The sequence below is a fragment of the Arthrobacter sp. 10N418 genome (assembly GCF_056394725.1).
In genome coordinates this window covers 21624-37585 of sequence record NZ_JBFTIK010000012.1, presented here as the reverse complement: position 1 = coordinate 37585, position 15962 = coordinate 21624, and the positions used below count along the sequence as shown (strand labels likewise).

Sequence of the window (15962 nt, the reverse complement as noted above, 5' to 3'; positions counted from 1 at the left end):
GACCGGACCGGGCCGGTCTAGGCCTGGCGCCGGGCCAGGACCGCCCAGTAGCCGGGAACCCGGCCCGGGGGACCGCCCGGTTCCATCGGCACGGTGTCCAGGCCGGCGGGTCCCTCGGCGACCAGTGCCCAGCGCGCTTCCGGGAACACCCGGGACCTCTCCGCCGGGCCGAAGTGCCCCGGCTTCGGGAGGGTGGAGATCGCCTGGCGCAGCGGGCCCGGGATCCGGAGCCCGGAGGCGCCGAGTCCACGCAGGTAGTTCAAGGCGCCGCCCGGGACGTTGGACTCGACCAGGTAGATCCGGCCCTGGGTGCCCAGCAGCGACTCGATTGAGCGGACCAGCCGCCTCTGCCGGCGACGGCTCAGGACGTGGAACACGCCGCGGACAAAGACGTTGACGTCGCCCAGCTCGCGTGAGAGGGCCATGACGGCCCCCTCCTGCGTGGCATCGAGCGCCCGGAACGTCAGGCGCTGCATGTCGGCATTCGCTGCTCCGGCGGCTGCCACCGCCGCCCGGGAGACATCAATACCCACCACGGACGGGAAGACCTCGGTCAGTCTCCGCGAGATCGATCCGTGGCCGCAACCGATGTCGACGACGGGAAGGGCGGTATTCAGTCTGCCGGCGGCCAGCTCAAGATGCCGGTCGGTTTCCTCGCCCCGGGCCGCATTCCAGATGACGGGTTCGCTGAGGGAGCCTTCCGAAATGCCGAGCCAGAACGCATCCCAAAGCCTGTCCGGGTGCCGGGGGACACGGAAGGACAACGCCGCAACCCGGGCGGTCAGGCGGACATTATCCGCGGCCCGGCGCAGGCCGCCGGAGCGGACCGTTCCGCTCATGCACCCGCCCCGCCCGCGACGCCCGCGACGCCCGCGCCGCTCAACAAGGCGGTCATACCTGCCGCCGGCAGGGGCCGGCTGAAGAAATAGCCCTGGCCAAATTCGCAGTTCAACCGGCGCAGATTCTCCGCCTGCTCAGGGTGTTCGATGCCCTCTGCCACGGCGCCGAGTCCGGCGGAATGGATAAGTTGCAGGATGGCCGCGACAAACCCCTCCTGCTGGCGGTCCGTGGCCACGGCATCGATGAGGGACTTGTCGATCTTGGCTCGTTCGGCCGGAAGGGCGCGCAGGTAGCTGATGGACGAATAGCCCGTGCCGAAGTCGTCGATTTCGATCGCAACGCCCAGTTCATTGAGGGACTTCATGGTGGCCGCGACTTCCGGGCCGCCGCGCATGATGGCCGTCTCCGTGATCTCGATGGCGATGTCAGTGGGGTCCACGCGGTGCTGCGCCAGGAGCCCCTGGACATAGGGGGCCAGATCGACATGGTGGAGGTCGGCCGGTGAGAGATTGATGTGGGTGCTGAAGCTGGCCGGAAGCCCGGGCCCGTCCTTCCAGCGGCCGGTCTGCGCGATGGCGTTCCGGAGGACCCAGTGGCCGATTTCCACCGTAAGTCCGGCTTCATCGGCGGCGTCCAGGAAGGATTCGGGTGAGAGCAGTCCCAGAGCCGGATGGCGCCAGCGGATCAGGGCCTCTGCCCCTGCGATCCCGCCGCTGCGAAGATCCACGATCGGCTGGTAGTGGAGTTCGAGCTCGTCGGAGGCCACCGCCGTCCTGAGCTCCGACACCAGATGGACCCGCTCTTTGGCCGCTTCATGCATGGCTTTCGAATAGACCAGGAGGCTGTCCCTGCCGAGCTTCTTTGCCTCGTGCATCGCGATGTTGGCGTCCCGGATGAGTTCCTCGCCGCCCAGCCCCTGTTCGCCCAGCCGCACGCCTGTTCCCGCCGTCAGCGCGACGGCGATGCCGCCGGCAACGATCCTGTCCTTCAGCGTCTCGCTCAGCCGGGAGGCGATCTGCACTATGGCCTCGGGCTCATGGTCCACCACAAGGACGGCGAACTCGTCGCCGCTGAGCCGGGCAATGACATGCGGCGGCCCCACCACGGCGCTGAGCCGGAGGGCAGCCTCCTTGAGGACGGCGTCCCCCGCGGCATGGCCCAGGCTGTCGTTGATCAGGCGGAACGAGTCGAGGTCCAGAAGGATAAGGCCGGGCCGGCTTCCTCCGGCGCCCACGGCTTCAGCGACTTTTTCGCGCAGCAGTGAGGGGCTTGCCAGCCCGGTGAGCTCGTCAGTATTAATGACCCGCCGCAGTTCCGCCTTGGCCGCCTCCAGCAGGGCAGTGCGTTCGGTCACGCGTTCTTCCAGGCTCTCGTACATGCTCTGGAGCTCTTCCGCGAGCAGGTTGATGCCTGTGGTTACGGCGTCGATACCGTCCCGGGCCGGCGAAACTTGCAGGCGGTTCGAGAGGTCGCCCGACGATAGTAAGACAATGCCGTCCACGAGTTCCTCGAGGCGGCGGTCGTCCTCAGATCCCGTCATCGCCGTGCGTGGCCAGCCAGCGGATCGCCTCGTCGTTGCTGGTGAAGAATCTCGTGGGCACGGGGGCGGAGTTGACGCCCAGGAAGAAGTTGGCGAGGACCCGGTCAACAGCCGACGTCCCCAGCAGCGCGATTGCCGATGCGTCGCAGCGTTGGGAAAAGACGGTGCGCGCGGCCCGGCTGACGGATTCCGTGGTGGCCATGTCGATCAGCAGCGGCGTCGGCCGCCCTCCGCACAATTCGTTGACGCGGTCCATGGCCCGCTGGGCGTCCGGCGCGTCGATCACGACGCCCCGGGCCCAGACAAGGCGCAGGAAGCCGTTGGCGTCGAAGTCAAGGGAAGCGATGTCGGCGCCGCCCGGGCTGTCAAAATCCATGTCTGGCACCAGCAATCCTGTTTCCGGCTCAAAGGGTCCACTCAAGATGAGACTAACCCACCGAGCGGCCCCGGCGAACCAGGGACAGGCGGTGACCTCAGCCGCTGACCTCAGCCGGTGCAATCACCAGGTGACCTCAGACGGCGGTGCGGGCCAGTTTCCGGATCACGGAGTTCTTCCGCGCCGTGATGAGCATATCCATGGTCAGCACGAGGAGCGCCAGCCACACGACGCCGAAACCGATCCAGCGGTCCGGGGTCATAGCTTCCTTGAAGACGGTGAGGGCCACTATGAACTGCAGTACAGGGGCGAAGTACTGCAGCAGGCCGATCGTTGTCATGGGCAGGCGGCGGGCGGAAGCGCCGAAGAACAGCAGGGGCACGGCCGTGATGATGCCGGACGCCGCCAGCAGCCAGAAGTGCCCGGCCCCGTTGGTCCCCAGGGTGTCTGTTCCGCTGGCGGCGAGGACGATCATGGTGGCCGTAGCGAGCGGCGCCAGCACGATGGTCTCAACCGAGAGGCTCGTGACCGCGTCCGCCCGGGGCCCCACGCGCTTCTTGACGAAGCCGTACAGCCCAAAGCTCAGGGCCAAGGTGAGCGCGATCCAGGGAAGTTTCCCATAGGAGACCGTCAGCACGCCGACAGCGATGAAGCCGATGACGACCGCTGCCCACTGGAGCGGCCGGAGCTTTTCCTTGAGGACAACCACGCCCAGCAAAACGGAGACCAGGGGGTTGATGAAGTAGCCGAGCGAGGCCTCCACGGCCTGTCCGGTGGTCACGCCGTAGGTGTAGGTCAGCCAGTTCACCGCTATCAGCCCGGCGGCGGTGGACAGCGGCCCGATCACTGAACGGTTCCGGAACGCGGTCCCGAGCACCCGCCATGAGCGCGTGACCGTGACCAGCAGGACGCAGAACAGCAGGGACCAGACCACCCGGTTGGCCACAATCTCGACGGCGCCGGCCGGGTGCAGCACGAAGAAGTACAGGGGAAGCAGACCCCAGAGGCCGTAGGCGCCGATCCCGAACAGGATCCCTGCCGTCGTCTCCTGGTCCACGGCTTTGAGGGCGGACGGCGGCCGGGGCGAGGCGCCTCCGGCGGGTGCCGGGGCGCTCGGGGCGGTCAGCGGGGCTGGGGACAGGGATCCGTCGGGTTTAGGCACAAGATCAATAACACCACCCCGCGGGCCCCTATTCCTGCCATTGGGACGGCGCCGGTGGCCCGGATCCCTGCGATCTCAGTCACGGCGGGCCCCACGTGATCCTGCGGACATTTAGAATAAGGGACTGTGCGCTGCATGTAGTGGCGCAGCCGCCAAGATCCAGAAGGGCTCCCGGTGTCCAACTCGGCAGAATCGACGTCCCCGCGTCAGTCCAAACGACCCCTCCGCGTCGCGATCGTCGGCGCCGGACCGGCCGGCGTCTACGCCGCGGACATCCTGACGAAATCCAATGAGGTCAAGGACGGCGATTTCGAGGTCAGCATCGATCTTTTCGAGGCGTACCCTGCCCCGTACGGGCTGATCCGCTACGGCGTGGCGCCGGACCACCCCCGGATCAAGGGGATCGTCAACGCTTTGCACAAGGTCCTGGACCGGGGCGATATCCGGTTCCTGGGCAACGTGACCTACGGCCGCGACCTGAGCCTGCATGACTTCCGGGCCTTTTATGACGCCGTGATTTTCTCTACCGGCGCCATCAAGGACGCGGACCTGGACATTCCGGGGATCGGCCTTAAGGGCTCCTTCGGCGGTGCGGACTTCGTCTCCTGGTACGACGGCCACCCGGATGTCTCCCGCGACTGGCCTCTGGAGGCCAAGGAAATCGCCGTGATCGGCAACGGCAACGTCGCCCTGGACGTGGCCCGCATGCTCGCCAAGCACGCCGACGAACTGCTGGCCACGGAGATCCCGGACAACGTCTACCAGGCGCTCAAGGGTTCCCCGGTCACGGATGTGCATGTGTTCGGCCGCCGCGGGCCGGCCCAGGTGAAGTTCACCCCGCTGGAGCTGCGCGAACTCAGCCATGCCAAGGACGTGGACATCGTGCTGTATCCGGAAGACTTCGAATTTGATGAAGCCTCCGACGAGGCCATCCGCAGCAACAACCAGACCAGGACCATGGTCAACACCCTCACCAACTGGCTGGTAGAGGAACATGCCGAGGCCGAGGTCCCGTCCTCCCGGCGGCTGCACCTGCACTTCCTGCACAGCCCCGTCGAGATCTACGACGCCGAGGGGAGCACGTCCGGTCCGGGCAAGGTCGCCGGGATCAAGTTCGAACGCATGCAGCTCGACGGTACCGGCAACGTCAAGGGCACGGGGGAGTTCCTCGACTACCCGGTCCAGGCCGTCTACCGTGCGATCGGCTACCATGGCTCGCCCCTGGATGAGCTGGAGTATGACGCCCGCCGCGGTGTCGTTCCGAATGAGGGCGGCCGCGTCCTCGACGCCGCGGGTAGCCCGGTCCCCGGCATCTACGCCACCGGCTGGATCAAGCGCGGGCCCGTGGGGCTGATCGGCCACACGAAGGGCGACGCGCTGGAGACCATCGGATTCCTGCTGGAGGACCGGCTGACACTGCCTCCGGCGCAGAACCCGGACCCGCAGGCCATCATCGACCTGCTCGAAGAGCGCGGGATCGATTACACCACGTGGGAAGGATGGATCAAGCTTGACGCCCATGAGCTCGCCCTCGGCGCGGAGTGGACTGCGGCCGGCGACGGCAACGGCGTCGAGCGGGAGCGCATCAAGGTTGTGCCACGCGAGGACATGGTCGAGATTTCCCGCGGCGAACCTGCGCCGTAGCTGAAGCACCGTAGCTGAAGCCGGCCGGCAGTGCCAGGTCAGCGTTAGGCGGCCGCCCGCCTGCCACCTAAGGGCAGCCGGACGATCCGTTTCCAAACTCGCTGCACGGAACTAGACTTGGCCGGACGAGGTTGCCACCGGCAGGCCGCCGCGCCCTTCCGGTGGGAGTTCAATGAGGAATGCGATCCATCCGGCAGCACTGTTACCGCCAGCAGGCGGGGTCACCGCAGCGCTGCGCCAAAAGTATGCCAGCGCGGGCCACGAACAGCTCGGGTGCGCGGACTTCCCCGGCTCGCAGCAGCTGTCAGGGCTCAGCAGCCTGATCCAGGAGTCGTGGCGGCGCTCCGCGCAGCTGCACGCCAATCCGGACAACCCGGAGGCTCCGCTGGCCATGGACCGCGACGAGCTCGAGGAATACCGGCGGCAGCATCCCCTGGCCGCGATTATGCCCGTGATCCACAAGCTCCTGGTCCTGCCCAGCCTCGACAACGGGATGCTGGTGGCGGTAGGGGACGAAGTGGGCCGGCTGCTCTGGGTGGAGGGCGACGTCGCCCTGCAGCGCCGGGCCGAGGGCATGATGTTCGTCCCGGGGGCAGACTGGTCCGAGGCGACCGTGGGCACCAGCGCCCCGGGCACCGCCCTGGCCCTGGGCCGCGGTATCCAGATCGCGGGTGCCGAACACTACAAACGATCCGTCCACCCGTGGAGCTGCACGGCCGTGCCGTTCCACGACCCGGATTCCGGCGCGCTGCTCGGCGTCGTGGACATCACTGGAACGGAATCCGCGGTGGCACCGCACACCCTATCCCTCGTGGAAGCCACCGTTGCCGCTGCCCAGGCCCATCTGCGCGTGGAGCGACTGCAACTGGCCGCGGCGCGGCAGGCCTCCCCGGCCCGGCGCCGGAGCCCGGCATCCGCCGCAAAGTCCAGCCCGCAGAAGGGAACCGGCAGCCTCTACCGCAACAGCCTGCAACTGCTGGGCCGCGACCAGGCCCTGCTCAGCATCGACGGCCGCACCGTCTGCCTGTCCGCCCGGCACAGCGAGATCCTGGCCCTGCTCAGCACCCATCCCGCAGGGCTGAACGCCGAGGAGCTCTGCACCCTGCTGTACCCGGGCGAGGCCTCCACCATGACGCTGAGGGCCGAGATGGTGCGGCTGCGCAAAGTCCTCCAACAGCTCAGCCCTGATGCGGTCCCGGAGTCGCGGCCCTACCGCCTGCCGCTGGACGTGGTTCCGGATTCGGGCCAGGTCCTGGACTGCCTGCAGCGCGGCGCACACCGGATAGCGCTGGAAATCTACCGGGGAGCCGTCCTGCCTCGTTCCGAGGCCCCCGGCATCGCCGAACTGCGGACCCGGGTCTCTTCGCTGCTCCGGGAAGCGGTGCTGACCGGCGGCAGCGCCGAGTCGCTCCTGCGGTACGCCGGGCTTCCCGAGGCGAGGGACGACGTCGGGGTCCGGCTCGCGGCGCTGAAACTGCTGCCGCCCCGCTCGCCCAAACGGGCCGCAATCGTCGCTGATCTGGAACGGCTCGAAGCCGAATTCGGCGCCTGAGCCGGCATGCACCGCTCGGGTGATCCGGCTCACGCTGTTGCAACCCGCTCGCAACCTCCCTGCTCCTAGGCTGGAGCCAGCGGCGGCCGCAGAACACCTGGCCGCTCCCGCCATCCACCCTGCACAGCAAAGGAGCTAGCAATGACTGTCTACGCACAGCCCGGTACCGAGGGCTCGAAGGTCACCTTCAAGGACCGCTACGAAAACTGGATCGGCGGCGAATGGGTTGCCCCGGTCAAGGGCCAGTACTTCGAAAACATCACCCCGGTGACCGGCAAAGCCTTCTGCGAGGTAGCCCGCGGCACGGCCGAGGACATAGAGCTGGCCCTGGACGCCGCACACAAGGTTGCTCCCTCCTGGGGCAAGACTTCCGTGGCCGAGCGCGCCGCCATCCTGAACAAGATTGCTGACCGCATCGACGAGAACCTGGAGATGCTCGCCGTCGCCGAATCCTGGGACAACGGCAAGCCGATCCGCGAAACCCTCAACGCCGACATCCCGCTCGCCGCGGACCACTTCCGCTACTTCGCCTCCGCGGTCCGCGCCCAGGAAGGCCGGCTGTCCCAGCTCGACGAGGACACCACCGCCTACCACTACCACGAGCCGCTCGGCGTTGTCGGCCAGATCATCCCCTGGAACTTCCCGATCCTGATGGCCGTCTGGAAGCTCGCCCCGGCACTCGCCGCCGGCAACGCCGTCGTCCTCAAGCCGGCCGAGCAGACCCCGTCCTCGATCCTGGTCCTGATGGAACTCATCGGCGACCTGCTGCCGGCCGGCGTCCTGAACGTCGTCAACGGCTTCGGCGTCGAGGCCGGCAAGCCGCTGGCCTCCAGCCCCCGGATCCGCAAGATCGCGTTCACCGGCGAAACCTCCACCGGCCGCCTGATCAGCCAGTACGCCAGCCAGAACCTGATTCCGGTGACGCTGGAACTGGGCGGCAAGAGCCCCAACATCTTCTTCAACGATGTCGCCGACGCCAACGACGCTTTCTACGACAAGGCACAGGAAGGCTTCACGCTCTTCGCCTTCAACCAGGGCGAAGTCTGCACCTGCCCCTCCCGCGCCCTCGTCCAGGAAGACATCTACGACTCCTTCATGGCCGACGCCGTGGCCCGGGTCGAGAAGATCATCCAGGGCAACCCGCTGGACACCGAAACCCAGCTTGGGGCCCAGGCCTCCAACGACCAGCTGGAAAAGATCCTCTCCTACATCGACATCGGCAAGCAGGAGGGCGCCAAAATCCTCACCGGCGGCGCCCGGGCCGAAATGCCCGGAGACCTGGCCGGCGGCTACTACGTCCAGCCGACCATCTTCGAAGGCCACAACAAGATGCGGATCTTCCAGGAGGAAATCTTCGGCCCGGTGGTGTCCGTGACGCGCTTCAGCGACTACAACGACGCGATGGGCATTGCCAACGACACCCTGTACGGCCTCGGCGCCGGCGTCTGGTCCCGTAACGGCAACGTCGCCTACCGCGCCGGCCGTGAGATCCAGGCCGGTCGCGTGTGGGTGAACAACTACCACGCATACCCGGCAGGCGCTGCGTTCGGCGGCTACAAGTCCTCCGGCATCGGACGTGAGAACCACGCGATGATGCTGGACCACTACCAGCAGACCAAGAACCTCCTGGTCAGCTACAACGAGAACAAGCTCGGCTTCTTCTAAGCCGCACCAAACCCGGGCGGGGCGGATCACGATGGATCCGCCCCGCCTGCCGTTTTCCACCGGCACCCAACGACCCCAGGAGAAGCCCCGATGCCACAGACCAAACTCGACGCCGCCGTGACCGTTCCCGGGGAGGACTTCTCCCGGGTGGCGCTCACACCCGAGGCGATTGGATTGCTGCGCAAACTGTGGCTCCAGCACGGCCCGCTCATGTTCCACCAGTCCGGGGGGTGCTGCGATGGCTCCTCGCCGATGTGCTATCCGGCAGGGGAGTTCATCACGGGGGACTCGGATGTGCTGCTCGGCCTGTTCGATATTTCCGACGGACTGCAGCCCCAGCCGCTGGAGTTCTGGATGTCCAGGGAGCAGTTCAACTACTGGAGCCACACGCACCTGACGGTGGACGTGGTCCCGGGCCGGGGAAGCGGCTTCTCGGTCGAGGCGCCCGAAGGCAAGCGGTTCCTGATCCGGTCCAGGCTCATGGACTGGCCGGTCTAGGCAGGGTGCCGGGCCGATGCGGAGCCGTGCAGGAAGTCCTGCGCAGCCTCGCATTAGGTCTCATTATGTGAGACAAAAATGGCCGTCCTGTGGATGGACACTACGATGGATAGGTCTGTTTCCAACAAGTTACCGAGATTGTGGACTTTCCTATGAACTTATTCCGGACCAAATCTATCGAGCAGTCCATGTCTGACGCCGAAGAACCCGGACGCAAGCTCAAGCGGTCGTTGAGCAGCTGGGACCTCATGATCATGGGCGTCGCCGTTGCTGTCGGCGCCGGTATCTTCTCTGTCGGCGCCAAGGCCGCCGCGAATTTCGCCGGCCCGGCAGTGACCATTTCCTTCGCCATCGCCGCCGTCACCTGCGCGCTCGCCATCATGTGCTACGCCGAGTTTGCCACAGCGATCCCCGTGGCCGGTTCCGCCTACGTCTTCACCTACGCCACGATGGGCGAACTGCTGGCCTGGATCATCGGCTGGAACCTGATCCTTGAGCTGTTCACAGCCGGCGCGGTGATCGCCAAGTACTGGGGCATCTACCTCAGCAAGGTGTTCGCGCTGATGGGAGTGGACATTCCACCGTCGATCTCCCTCGGCGGCGTGGACCTCTACTGGGGCGCCTTCCTCATCGTCGCCGTATTCACCGTGCTGCTGGTGCTCGGCACCAAGCTCTCCGCCCGGGTCGGCAACGTCTTCACGCTGATCAAGATCGCCGTGGTCCTCTTCGTCATTGTTGTCGGCTTCAGCTACATGAAGGCCGAGAACTTCGCGCCGTTCGTGCCCACCTCGGTGCCCACCGGCGGTACCGGAACCGCCGACGTCCTCAAGCAGTCCTTCTTCGGCTTCCTCACCGGGGCCGCTCCCGCGCAGTACGGCACGATGGGCATCTTCGCCGGCGCCGCCCTGGTCTTCTTCGCCTTCATCGGCTTCGACGTCGTCGCCACCTCGGCCGAAGAAGTCAAGAACCCGCAAAAGACGCTGCCCCGCGGCATCTTCGGGGGCCTGGCAATCGTCACAGTGCTCTACATCCTGGTCTCGCTTGCGCTGACCGGCATGGTGTCCTACACCAAGCTGGCCGAAGCCGAGAACCCGACGCTGACCACCGCCTTCGAAGCCGTGGGAAACACCGACGCCGCGAAGGTCATCGCCTTCGGCTCGCTCGTAGGCCTCACCACCGTGATCATGGTGCTCCTCATGGGCCTCTCCCGCGTGGTGCTGGCCATGAGCCGCGACGGGCTGCTGCCGCGCTCGCTGTCCAAGACCAGCACCATCCGCGCGACGCCGGTCCGCCTGCAGATCATCTGCGGTGCCGCCGTGGCGGTTGTCGCGGGGCTGACCAAGGTGGACCTGCTCGAGGAAATGATCAACATCGGCACGCTGTCCGCGTTCGTCATGGTCAGCCTGGGCATCCTGGTGCTGCGGAAGAAGCGCCCGGACCTGAAACCGGCATTCCGCGTCCCGTTCGGCAAAGTACTCCCGGTTGTCTCGGCAGTTCTCTGCCTCTACCTCATGACGAACCTTGCCGTCGAGACATGGATCTTCTTCGCAGGCTGGCTCGTCATCGGCGTTATCATCTACTTCTCCTACGGTCAGCGCCACTCCCGCCTGAATGAAAAGTTCGCCGGGGCCAGGGCTTCTGTGGACGGCACTGGCGGCAAGCGCGGGGACGACGCCATGGAGCCTGCGGCGGCGGACAACGACGAGGACGCATTCATCCGCTCCTGAATCTGAAACAACCGATTCCGGCGTTTTGGCGGGATCCTGCAGGAGCAGACCGACGCTGCCGCTCCTTATGATGGACCCATGGCACGACCGGCACGACCGGAACGCAAATCAGAGTTGCTGAGCGCGATTCTGGACTACCTCATGGACAAGACGCTGGCGGAGCTGACCTTCCGGAGCCTGGCGGAGGGCCTCGGCGTGAGCAGCTACGTGCTGGTGTACCACTTCGGCCATCGGGAACAGCTGGTGAATGAGATCATCCGCTCGATCGAATCCCGGCTGGACAGCATCCGCGCCACTGACGTCCGCGATATTGACAGGGAGGCCTGGGGAGCTTTCCTACTGGAGTCGTGGCGGTGGACCATGGCGCAGCGCAACCGCCACCTGGCGCGGCTCGAATTCGAGGCCACGGCCCAGGACGTCGTGGCGGCCGCCCCGCGCGGAACCGGGCAGGCGCACTTCCGGATGCTGCATGAGAAGGCCTGCAACTGGCTGATGATCCAGGGTGTCCGCGAGGAGTTCGCGGACACCGATGCCCGGCTCTTCACCGCAGCTTTCTATGGACTGCAGTTCGACTTCGTCGTCAACAACAAGCCCGAGGAAGCCAGTAAGGCGTTCGATCTGATGATGCTGGTCTTCTTCAACAACCTCGACCGGCGCCTTGCCGCGGACGGCCAGCACCCCTGACCCGCCTCACGGGGGTGCGTAGCGGCCGATCCACTCCACGAGGGGCCGCAGCTCTTCCCAGCGCCGCCCCACTTCATCTGCTGCCCCGGGCGTCGCGAGCCAGTCGGGCTGGCCCACGTTCACGCCGGCCGTGATGGATTTGTGTTTGAGCAGTTCTGCCCGCGGATGGTCTTTGTCGAAGCCCCGGGGGACGGTCTTCAAACTATCGCCCTCCACCGCGAAGCCGGCAGCCTCAACCCCTTGCACGATGGCCTGCAACGCCTCGCCACTGGCCGGGGAATCGACTGCGACGCGGTAACGCGCCACCTGGGCCGGCGTGTGGGCGTGGCAGCCGCCGCCGATCAGAAGGCCGTCCGCACTGAGCTGGAGATAGAAGCCCACGCCTTCCGCAACCGACGCAAAGGCGCCCTGGGCAGTCTTGTAGGGGGACTTGTCCGGCGAGAACCGGATGTCCCTGTTCGGGCGGAACAGTTTGGGCTCGCCGAAGCGCGGCTCCAGCTCGGCAAGCAGCAGGGTGAGCGGCACCTTGACGGCGTCGTCGTAGGTGGCCTTGTGATCCAGCCACCATTGACGGTTGTTGTTCTCTTCAAGGTCGGAATAGAACCGGAAGGCGGCATCCGGAATGCCTGCGAATGAGGTCATGCCTGAATCCTAGGGACGCAGGAGTTCCCTTGGCGAGTGGCGGGGAGCCTATGTGGAAAACGACAGAACGCCCCGCCACGGTGAACCGTGACGGGGCGTTCCGGCAGCCAGCCTGAGCGGCCGGGCCCTGCAGGCCTGGTCGGTCTGCGCGAAGGCCGAACAGCCGGCCTAAGTGAAGGCCGAACAGCCAGCCCCCAAGGACAGGCCGCTCGGAAGCAGGGCGACTAGATCTTGTTGGCGGCCTCGGCGTCGGACTCGAGCTGGCCGGCACCCAGGTTGGCGCGCAGCTTGGCGCCGAATTCGGCGTCGACGTTGGTCCAGTACTGGATGGCGCGTTCCTTGATGCTGGCGTTCTTGACGCCGCTGACGGCACCGGTGACGGTGTCCAGCAGGCGGGCCTTCTCGCCGTCGTTGTACACCTCGCGGTACAAAGTGCCGGCCTGGCCGAAGTCGCCGTCCTCAGCGTGCAGGGAGTGCGCGGAGAGCGTCAGTTCGCCGTCGTTCTCCCAGCCGCCGCCTGCAACACCGGGCTCCACGGCAGCCGGGCCGCCGAAGGAGTTGGGCGCGTACACGGGGACGGACGGGGCGTTGAAGTGGAAGCGCCCCTGGCCGTCGTGGCTGTAGTTGTTGACCTGGCTCTGCGGCAGGTTCACCGGGAGCTGGGCGTGGTTGGTCCCGACGCGGTAGCGGTGGGCGTCCGCGTAGGAGAAGATGCGGGCCTGCAGCATCTTGTCCGGGGAGGCGGCGATACCGGGCACGAAGTTCGACGGCGCAAACGTGGCCTGCTCGATCTGCGCGAAGTAGTTCTCCGGGTTCTTGTTCAGCTCCATGGTGCCGACCTTGATCAGCGGGTAGTCGCTGTGCGGCCAGACCTTGGTGAGGTCGAACGGGTTGAAGCGGTACGTCTTGGCGTCCTCATACGGCATGACCTGGACGTGCAGGTCCCAGGACGGGAAGTTGCCGGCGGCAATGTTCTCCTGGAGGTCGCGGATGTAGAAGTCGCCGTCCGCGCCGGCCAGTGCCTCGGCCTGATCGCCGGTCATGGACTTGACGCCCTGGTTGGACTTGAAGTGGTACTTGACCCAGAAGCGCTCGCCCTCGGCATTGATCCACTGGTAAGTGTGCGAGCCGTAGCCCTGCATTTCACGCCAGGACGCCGGCAGGCCACGGTCGCCCATAAGCCATGTGACCTGGTGGGCGGACTCGGGGGACAGAGTCCAGAAGTCCCACTGCATGTCGGCGTCACGCAGGTGGGTGCCCGGGAGGCGCTTTTGCGAGTGGATGAAGTCCGGGAACTTGATGCCGTCGCGGATGAAGAACACCGGAGTGTTGTTTCCGACGAGGTCGTAGTTACCCTCCGTGGTGTAGAACTTCACGGCGAAACCGCGGGGGTCACGCAAAGTGTCGGCCGAGCCTGCCTCGCCGGCGACTGAGGAGAACCGGATGAGCATGTCCGTTTCGGTACCCGGCTGGAACAGCGCGGCCTTGGTGTACTTCGAGACATCCTCGGAGGTCTTGAAGGTACCGAACGCGCCGCCGCCCTTGGCATGCACCACACGCTCCGGCACACGCTCGCGGTTGAACTGGGCAAGCTTTTCGATCAGGTAGTGGTCGGTCAGGACGATGGCGCCGTCAGCGCCAACCGTCTGGGAGTGCGCGTCGGATGTGACCGGGGCGCCCGACTGCGTCGTTGAGCGGGCAGGCATGGACACGGCGGGTGAGATGGGCGCAGAAATGTTCGCTGTCATCGTTCTCCTTGGGTTGGGTTTCTTAGTTTCGTTCGGAGGGAAGTTGTTGGGTGTGCTGGCAGTCCTGGCAGATGCCCTGGTACATGACGTCCGCGATCTGGATGGTCATCGGCCTGGCATTCTCGTCCCAGTGCGGGGTGAGGCAGGGGGCGTGGCCGACTGCGCATTCGACGTCCTCGACCCGGCCGCAGCTGATGCAGACGGCGTGGTGGTGGTTGTCTCCCACCCGCGTTTCATACAGGGCGGGGGAGTGCGGGGGCTCGAACCGGCGGAGCATCTGCAGTTCGGTGAGGTCGCCCAGGACCACGTAGACGGACTGGGCGGTCAGCTCGGGCAGTTCCTGCCGGGCGGCGGCCAGAATGGCCTCTGCCGGGGAATGCGGGTGGTGTTCGACGGCGGCCAGCACCGCCAGGCGCTGTTTCGTCACCCGGCGCCCGTGGGCATGCAGGGCGGTGGCCCATGCTTCGTGGGTGCCCGGCGAATCCGTCATGCCCCCATTCAAGCACTTATTGTGATCAGTTCACAATAAGGTAACACTAAGTGCGTCTGCCCACGTCACAGGGCTCGGCCCGCTCGCCGCTAGAGTTGCCGGGTGGGGAAATTTCTGGCGGACATCACGCCGTTGCGCGAAAGTCCGGCCTTCCGCCGGCTGCTGCTGGGGTCAGCGGTCTCGGCCCTGGGCAGCCAGCTGACCCTCGTGGCCGTGAGCCTGGAAGTGTACCGGCTGACCCAGGACAGCCTCTACGTGGGCCTGCTCAGCATCTTCGCCCTGGTTCCGCTGGTGTTCGGCGGCCTCCTCGGCGGATCCATCGCGGACGCCCATGACCGCCGGAAGGTGGCACTGCTTGCTACGTCCGTGCTCTGGGTGACCACCGCCTGCCTGGCCCTGCAGTCGTGGCTGCACCTGGGCAATGTGTGGTTCCTTTATTTGCTTGTGGCCGTGCAAAGCGGGGCCCAGGCCATCAACCAGCCGGCCCGCAGCGCGATCATCCCCGTGCTGGTCCGCAAGGAATTGCTGCCAGCAGCCAACGCCCTGAACATGATGAGCTTCGGGCTGACCATGACCGCCGGGCCGCTGCTGGCCGGCGTGCTCGTGGCCTGGATCGGCTTCGGCTGGACGTACACGATCGACGTCGTGAGCTTCGCGTTCGCCGTCTGGGCGCTCCTGAAGCTGCCGCCCATGCCGCCTGGTCAGCACGCGCGCCCGGCGGGGCTGCGTTCCGTCGTCGAGGGCTTCCGTTTTCTCGGCACCCGGCCGAACCTGCGGATGACCTTCATCATCGACCTCGTGGCCATGATCTTCGCGCAGCCCCGGGCGCTCCTGCCCGCGATCGGCGCACTGATGATCGGCGGCGGGGAGGCCACTGTAGGCATCCTGCTGGCCTCCACGGCCGTCGGCGCATTCCTGGCCGGGCTGTTCTCCGGGCCCTTGGGCGCCGTCTGCCGCCAGGGTGCCGCGGTGGTGTGGTCCGTGATGGGCTGGGGTGCCTCGATTGCCGGCTTTGGCCTGGTGGTGGTCCTTGCCGGCCTCTCCGGCGGCGGCGGAGCCACGCTGTGGCTGCTGCCGGCCGCCCTTTGCTGCGCGCTCGCGGGCATCGCCGATTCCGTCAGCGCCGTTTTCCGGACCACCATTCTGCAGTCCTCCACCCCGGACCACCTGCGCGGACGGCTGCAGGGTGTATTCGTGGTCGTGGTGGCCGGGGGCCCGCGGATCGGGGACATGCTTGCGGGCGGTGCAACTAAACTTTTGAGTGAGGGCTGGGTCCTGCTGGTGGGCGGGCTGCTGTGCGTCGCGGTGGCGTGGACGGTTGCACACCTGCAGTCGGGCTTCCTGCAGTATGACGCGCGGAACCCGGTCCCCTGACGGTTCGTTTCCTTATTGAA

At 66.4% G+C, this 15962-nt stretch carries 14 protein-coding genes; 7 read left to right on the top strand and 7 right to left on the bottom strand.

Features of this window, described 5'->3' with window-relative positions; translation table 11 throughout:
- Positions 1-17: 17 nt before the first annotated feature.
- The 4 genes from AC1DCZ_RS11165 to rarD form a co-directional block, all read right to left on the bottom strand.
- A complete protein-coding gene (locus AC1DCZ_RS11165; protein WP_476974631.1) occupies positions 18-839 on the bottom strand; it encodes a methyltransferase domain-containing protein in 822 nt (273 codons plus the stop codon).
- Positions 836-2380 (bottom strand): putative bifunctional diguanylate cyclase/phosphodiesterase, encoded by a 1545-nt coding sequence (locus AC1DCZ_RS11160; RefSeq protein WP_476974630.1) that lies wholly within the window; start codon positions 2378-2380, stop codon positions 836-838. Before AC1DCZ_RS11160 ends, AC1DCZ_RS11165 begins: the two co-directional genes overlap by 4 nt.
- Positions 2367-2756: a DUF7793 family protein gene (locus AC1DCZ_RS11155; RefSeq protein WP_476974629.1), complete on the bottom strand. Its 390-nt coding sequence runs from the start codon at positions 2754-2756 to the stop codon at positions 2367-2369. Before AC1DCZ_RS11155 ends, AC1DCZ_RS11160 begins: the two co-directional genes overlap by 14 nt.
- A 136-nt stretch (positions 2757-2892) precedes the next feature.
- On the bottom strand, positions 2893-3927 hold the full coding sequence (gene rarD / locus AC1DCZ_RS11150) for an EamA family transporter RarD (RefSeq protein WP_476974709.1): 1035 nt from the start codon (positions 3925-3927) through the stop codon (positions 2893-2895).
- A gap of 165 nt (positions 3928-4092) precedes the next feature.
- Here rarD and AC1DCZ_RS11145 point away from each other — a divergent pair, with 165 nt between their 5' ends.
- From AC1DCZ_RS11145 to AC1DCZ_RS11120, 6 genes are all read left to right on the top strand, one after another.
- Positions 4093-5562 (top strand): FAD-dependent oxidoreductase, encoded by a 1470-nt coding sequence (locus AC1DCZ_RS11145; protein WP_476974628.1) that lies wholly within the window; start codon positions 4093-4095, stop codon positions 5560-5562.
- 172 nt (positions 5563-5734) lie between these two features.
- Complete coding sequence (locus AC1DCZ_RS11140; RefSeq protein ID WP_476974627.1) at positions 5735-7114, top strand: GAF domain-containing protein; 1380 nt, start codon at positions 5735-5737, stop codon at positions 7112-7114.
- A gap of 141 nt (positions 7115-7255) precedes the next feature.
- The gene (exaC, locus tag AC1DCZ_RS11135; protein WP_476974626.1) at positions 7256-8779 is read left to right on the top strand and encodes an acetaldehyde dehydrogenase ExaC; all 1524 of its coding nucleotides are present in this window, start codon (positions 7256-7258) and stop codon (positions 8777-8779) included.
- Between the two features lie 90 nt (positions 8780-8869).
- Positions 8870-9277, top strand: coding sequence for a DUF779 domain-containing protein (locus AC1DCZ_RS11130; RefSeq protein ID WP_476893941.1), 408 nt, complete (start codon positions 8870-8872; stop codon positions 9275-9277).
- Between the two features lie 152 nt (positions 9278-9429).
- Positions 9430-11004, top strand: a complete 1575-nt coding sequence (locus AC1DCZ_RS11125; RefSeq protein WP_476974625.1) for an APC family permease — start codon at positions 9430-9432, stop codon at positions 11002-11004.
- 78 nt (positions 11005-11082) lie between these two features.
- Positions 11083-11688: a TetR/AcrR family transcriptional regulator gene (locus AC1DCZ_RS11120; RefSeq protein ID WP_476974624.1), complete on the top strand. Its 606-nt coding sequence runs from the start codon at positions 11083-11085 to the stop codon at positions 11686-11688.
- Between the two features lie 6 nt (positions 11689-11694).
- On the opposite strand, the gene AC1DCZ_RS11115 is transcribed toward AC1DCZ_RS11120, so the two are convergent.
- From AC1DCZ_RS11115 to AC1DCZ_RS11105, 3 genes are all read right to left on the bottom strand, one after another.
- Positions 11695-12330, bottom strand: coding sequence for a DUF2461 domain-containing protein (locus tag AC1DCZ_RS11115; RefSeq protein WP_476974623.1), 636 nt, complete (start codon positions 12328-12330; stop codon positions 11695-11697).
- A 224-nt stretch (positions 12331-12554) separates the two neighbouring features.
- Positions 12555-14036 (bottom strand): catalase, encoded by a 1482-nt coding sequence (locus AC1DCZ_RS11110; protein WP_476974708.1) that lies wholly within the window; start codon positions 14034-14036, stop codon positions 12555-12557.
- A gap of 64 nt (positions 14037-14100) precedes the next feature.
- Positions 14101-14568, bottom strand: a complete 468-nt coding sequence (locus tag AC1DCZ_RS11105) for a Fur family transcriptional regulator (protein ID WP_476974622.1) — start codon at positions 14566-14568, stop codon at positions 14101-14103.
- A 102-nt stretch (positions 14569-14670) separates the two neighbouring features.
- Here AC1DCZ_RS11105 and AC1DCZ_RS11100 point away from each other — a divergent pair, with 102 nt between their 5' ends.
- The gene (locus tag AC1DCZ_RS11100) at positions 14671-15942 is read left to right on the top strand and encodes an MFS transporter (protein ID WP_476974621.1); all 1272 of its coding nucleotides are present in this window, start codon (positions 14671-14673) and stop codon (positions 15940-15942) included.
- The last annotated feature ends 20 nt before the right edge of the window (positions 15943-15962 follow it).

What these genes read in the sequence shown, in the direction of transcription:
- AC1DCZ_RS11165 (WP_476974631.1), bottom strand. Translation starts at nt 839, where the DNA reads ATGAGCGGAACGGTCCGCTCCGGCGGCCTGCGCCGGGCCGCGGATAAT.
- AC1DCZ_RS11160 (WP_476974630.1), bottom strand. Translation starts at nt 2,380, where the DNA reads ATGACGGGATCTGAGGACGACCGCCGCCTCGAGGAACTCGTGGACGGC.
- AC1DCZ_RS11155 (WP_476974629.1), bottom strand. Translation starts at nt 2,756, where the DNA reads ATGGATTTTGACAGCCCGGGCGGCGCCGACATCGCTTCCCTTGACTTC.
- AC1DCZ_RS11140 (WP_476974627.1), top strand. Translation starts at nt 5,735, where the DNA reads ATGAGGAATGCGATCCATCCGGCAGCACTGTTACCGCCAGCAGGCGGG.
- exaC (WP_476974626.1), top strand. Translation starts at nt 7,256, where the DNA reads ATGACTGTCTACGCACAGCCCGGTACCGAGGGCTCGAAGGTCACCTTC.
- AC1DCZ_RS11130 (WP_476893941.1), top strand. Translation starts at nt 8,870, where the DNA reads ATGCCACAGACCAAACTCGACGCCGCCGTGACCGTTCCCGGGGAGGAC.
- AC1DCZ_RS11125 (WP_476974625.1), top strand. Translation starts at nt 9,430, where the DNA reads ATGAACTTATTCCGGACCAAATCTATCGAGCAGTCCATGTCTGACGCC.
- AC1DCZ_RS11120 (WP_476974624.1), top strand. Translation starts at nt 11,083, where the DNA reads ATGGCACGACCGGCACGACCGGAACGCAAATCAGAGTTGCTGAGCGCG.
- AC1DCZ_RS11115 (WP_476974623.1), bottom strand. Translation starts at nt 12,330, where the DNA reads ATGACCTCATTCGCAGGCATTCCGGATGCCGCCTTCCGGTTCTATTCC.
- AC1DCZ_RS11110 (WP_476974708.1), bottom strand. Translation starts at nt 14,036, where the DNA reads ATGCCTGCCCGCTCAACGACGCAGTCGGGCGCCCCGGTCACATCCGAC.
- AC1DCZ_RS11105 (WP_476974622.1), bottom strand. Translation starts at nt 14,568, where the DNA reads ATGACGGATTCGCCGGGCACCCACGAAGCATGGGCCACCGCCCTGCAT.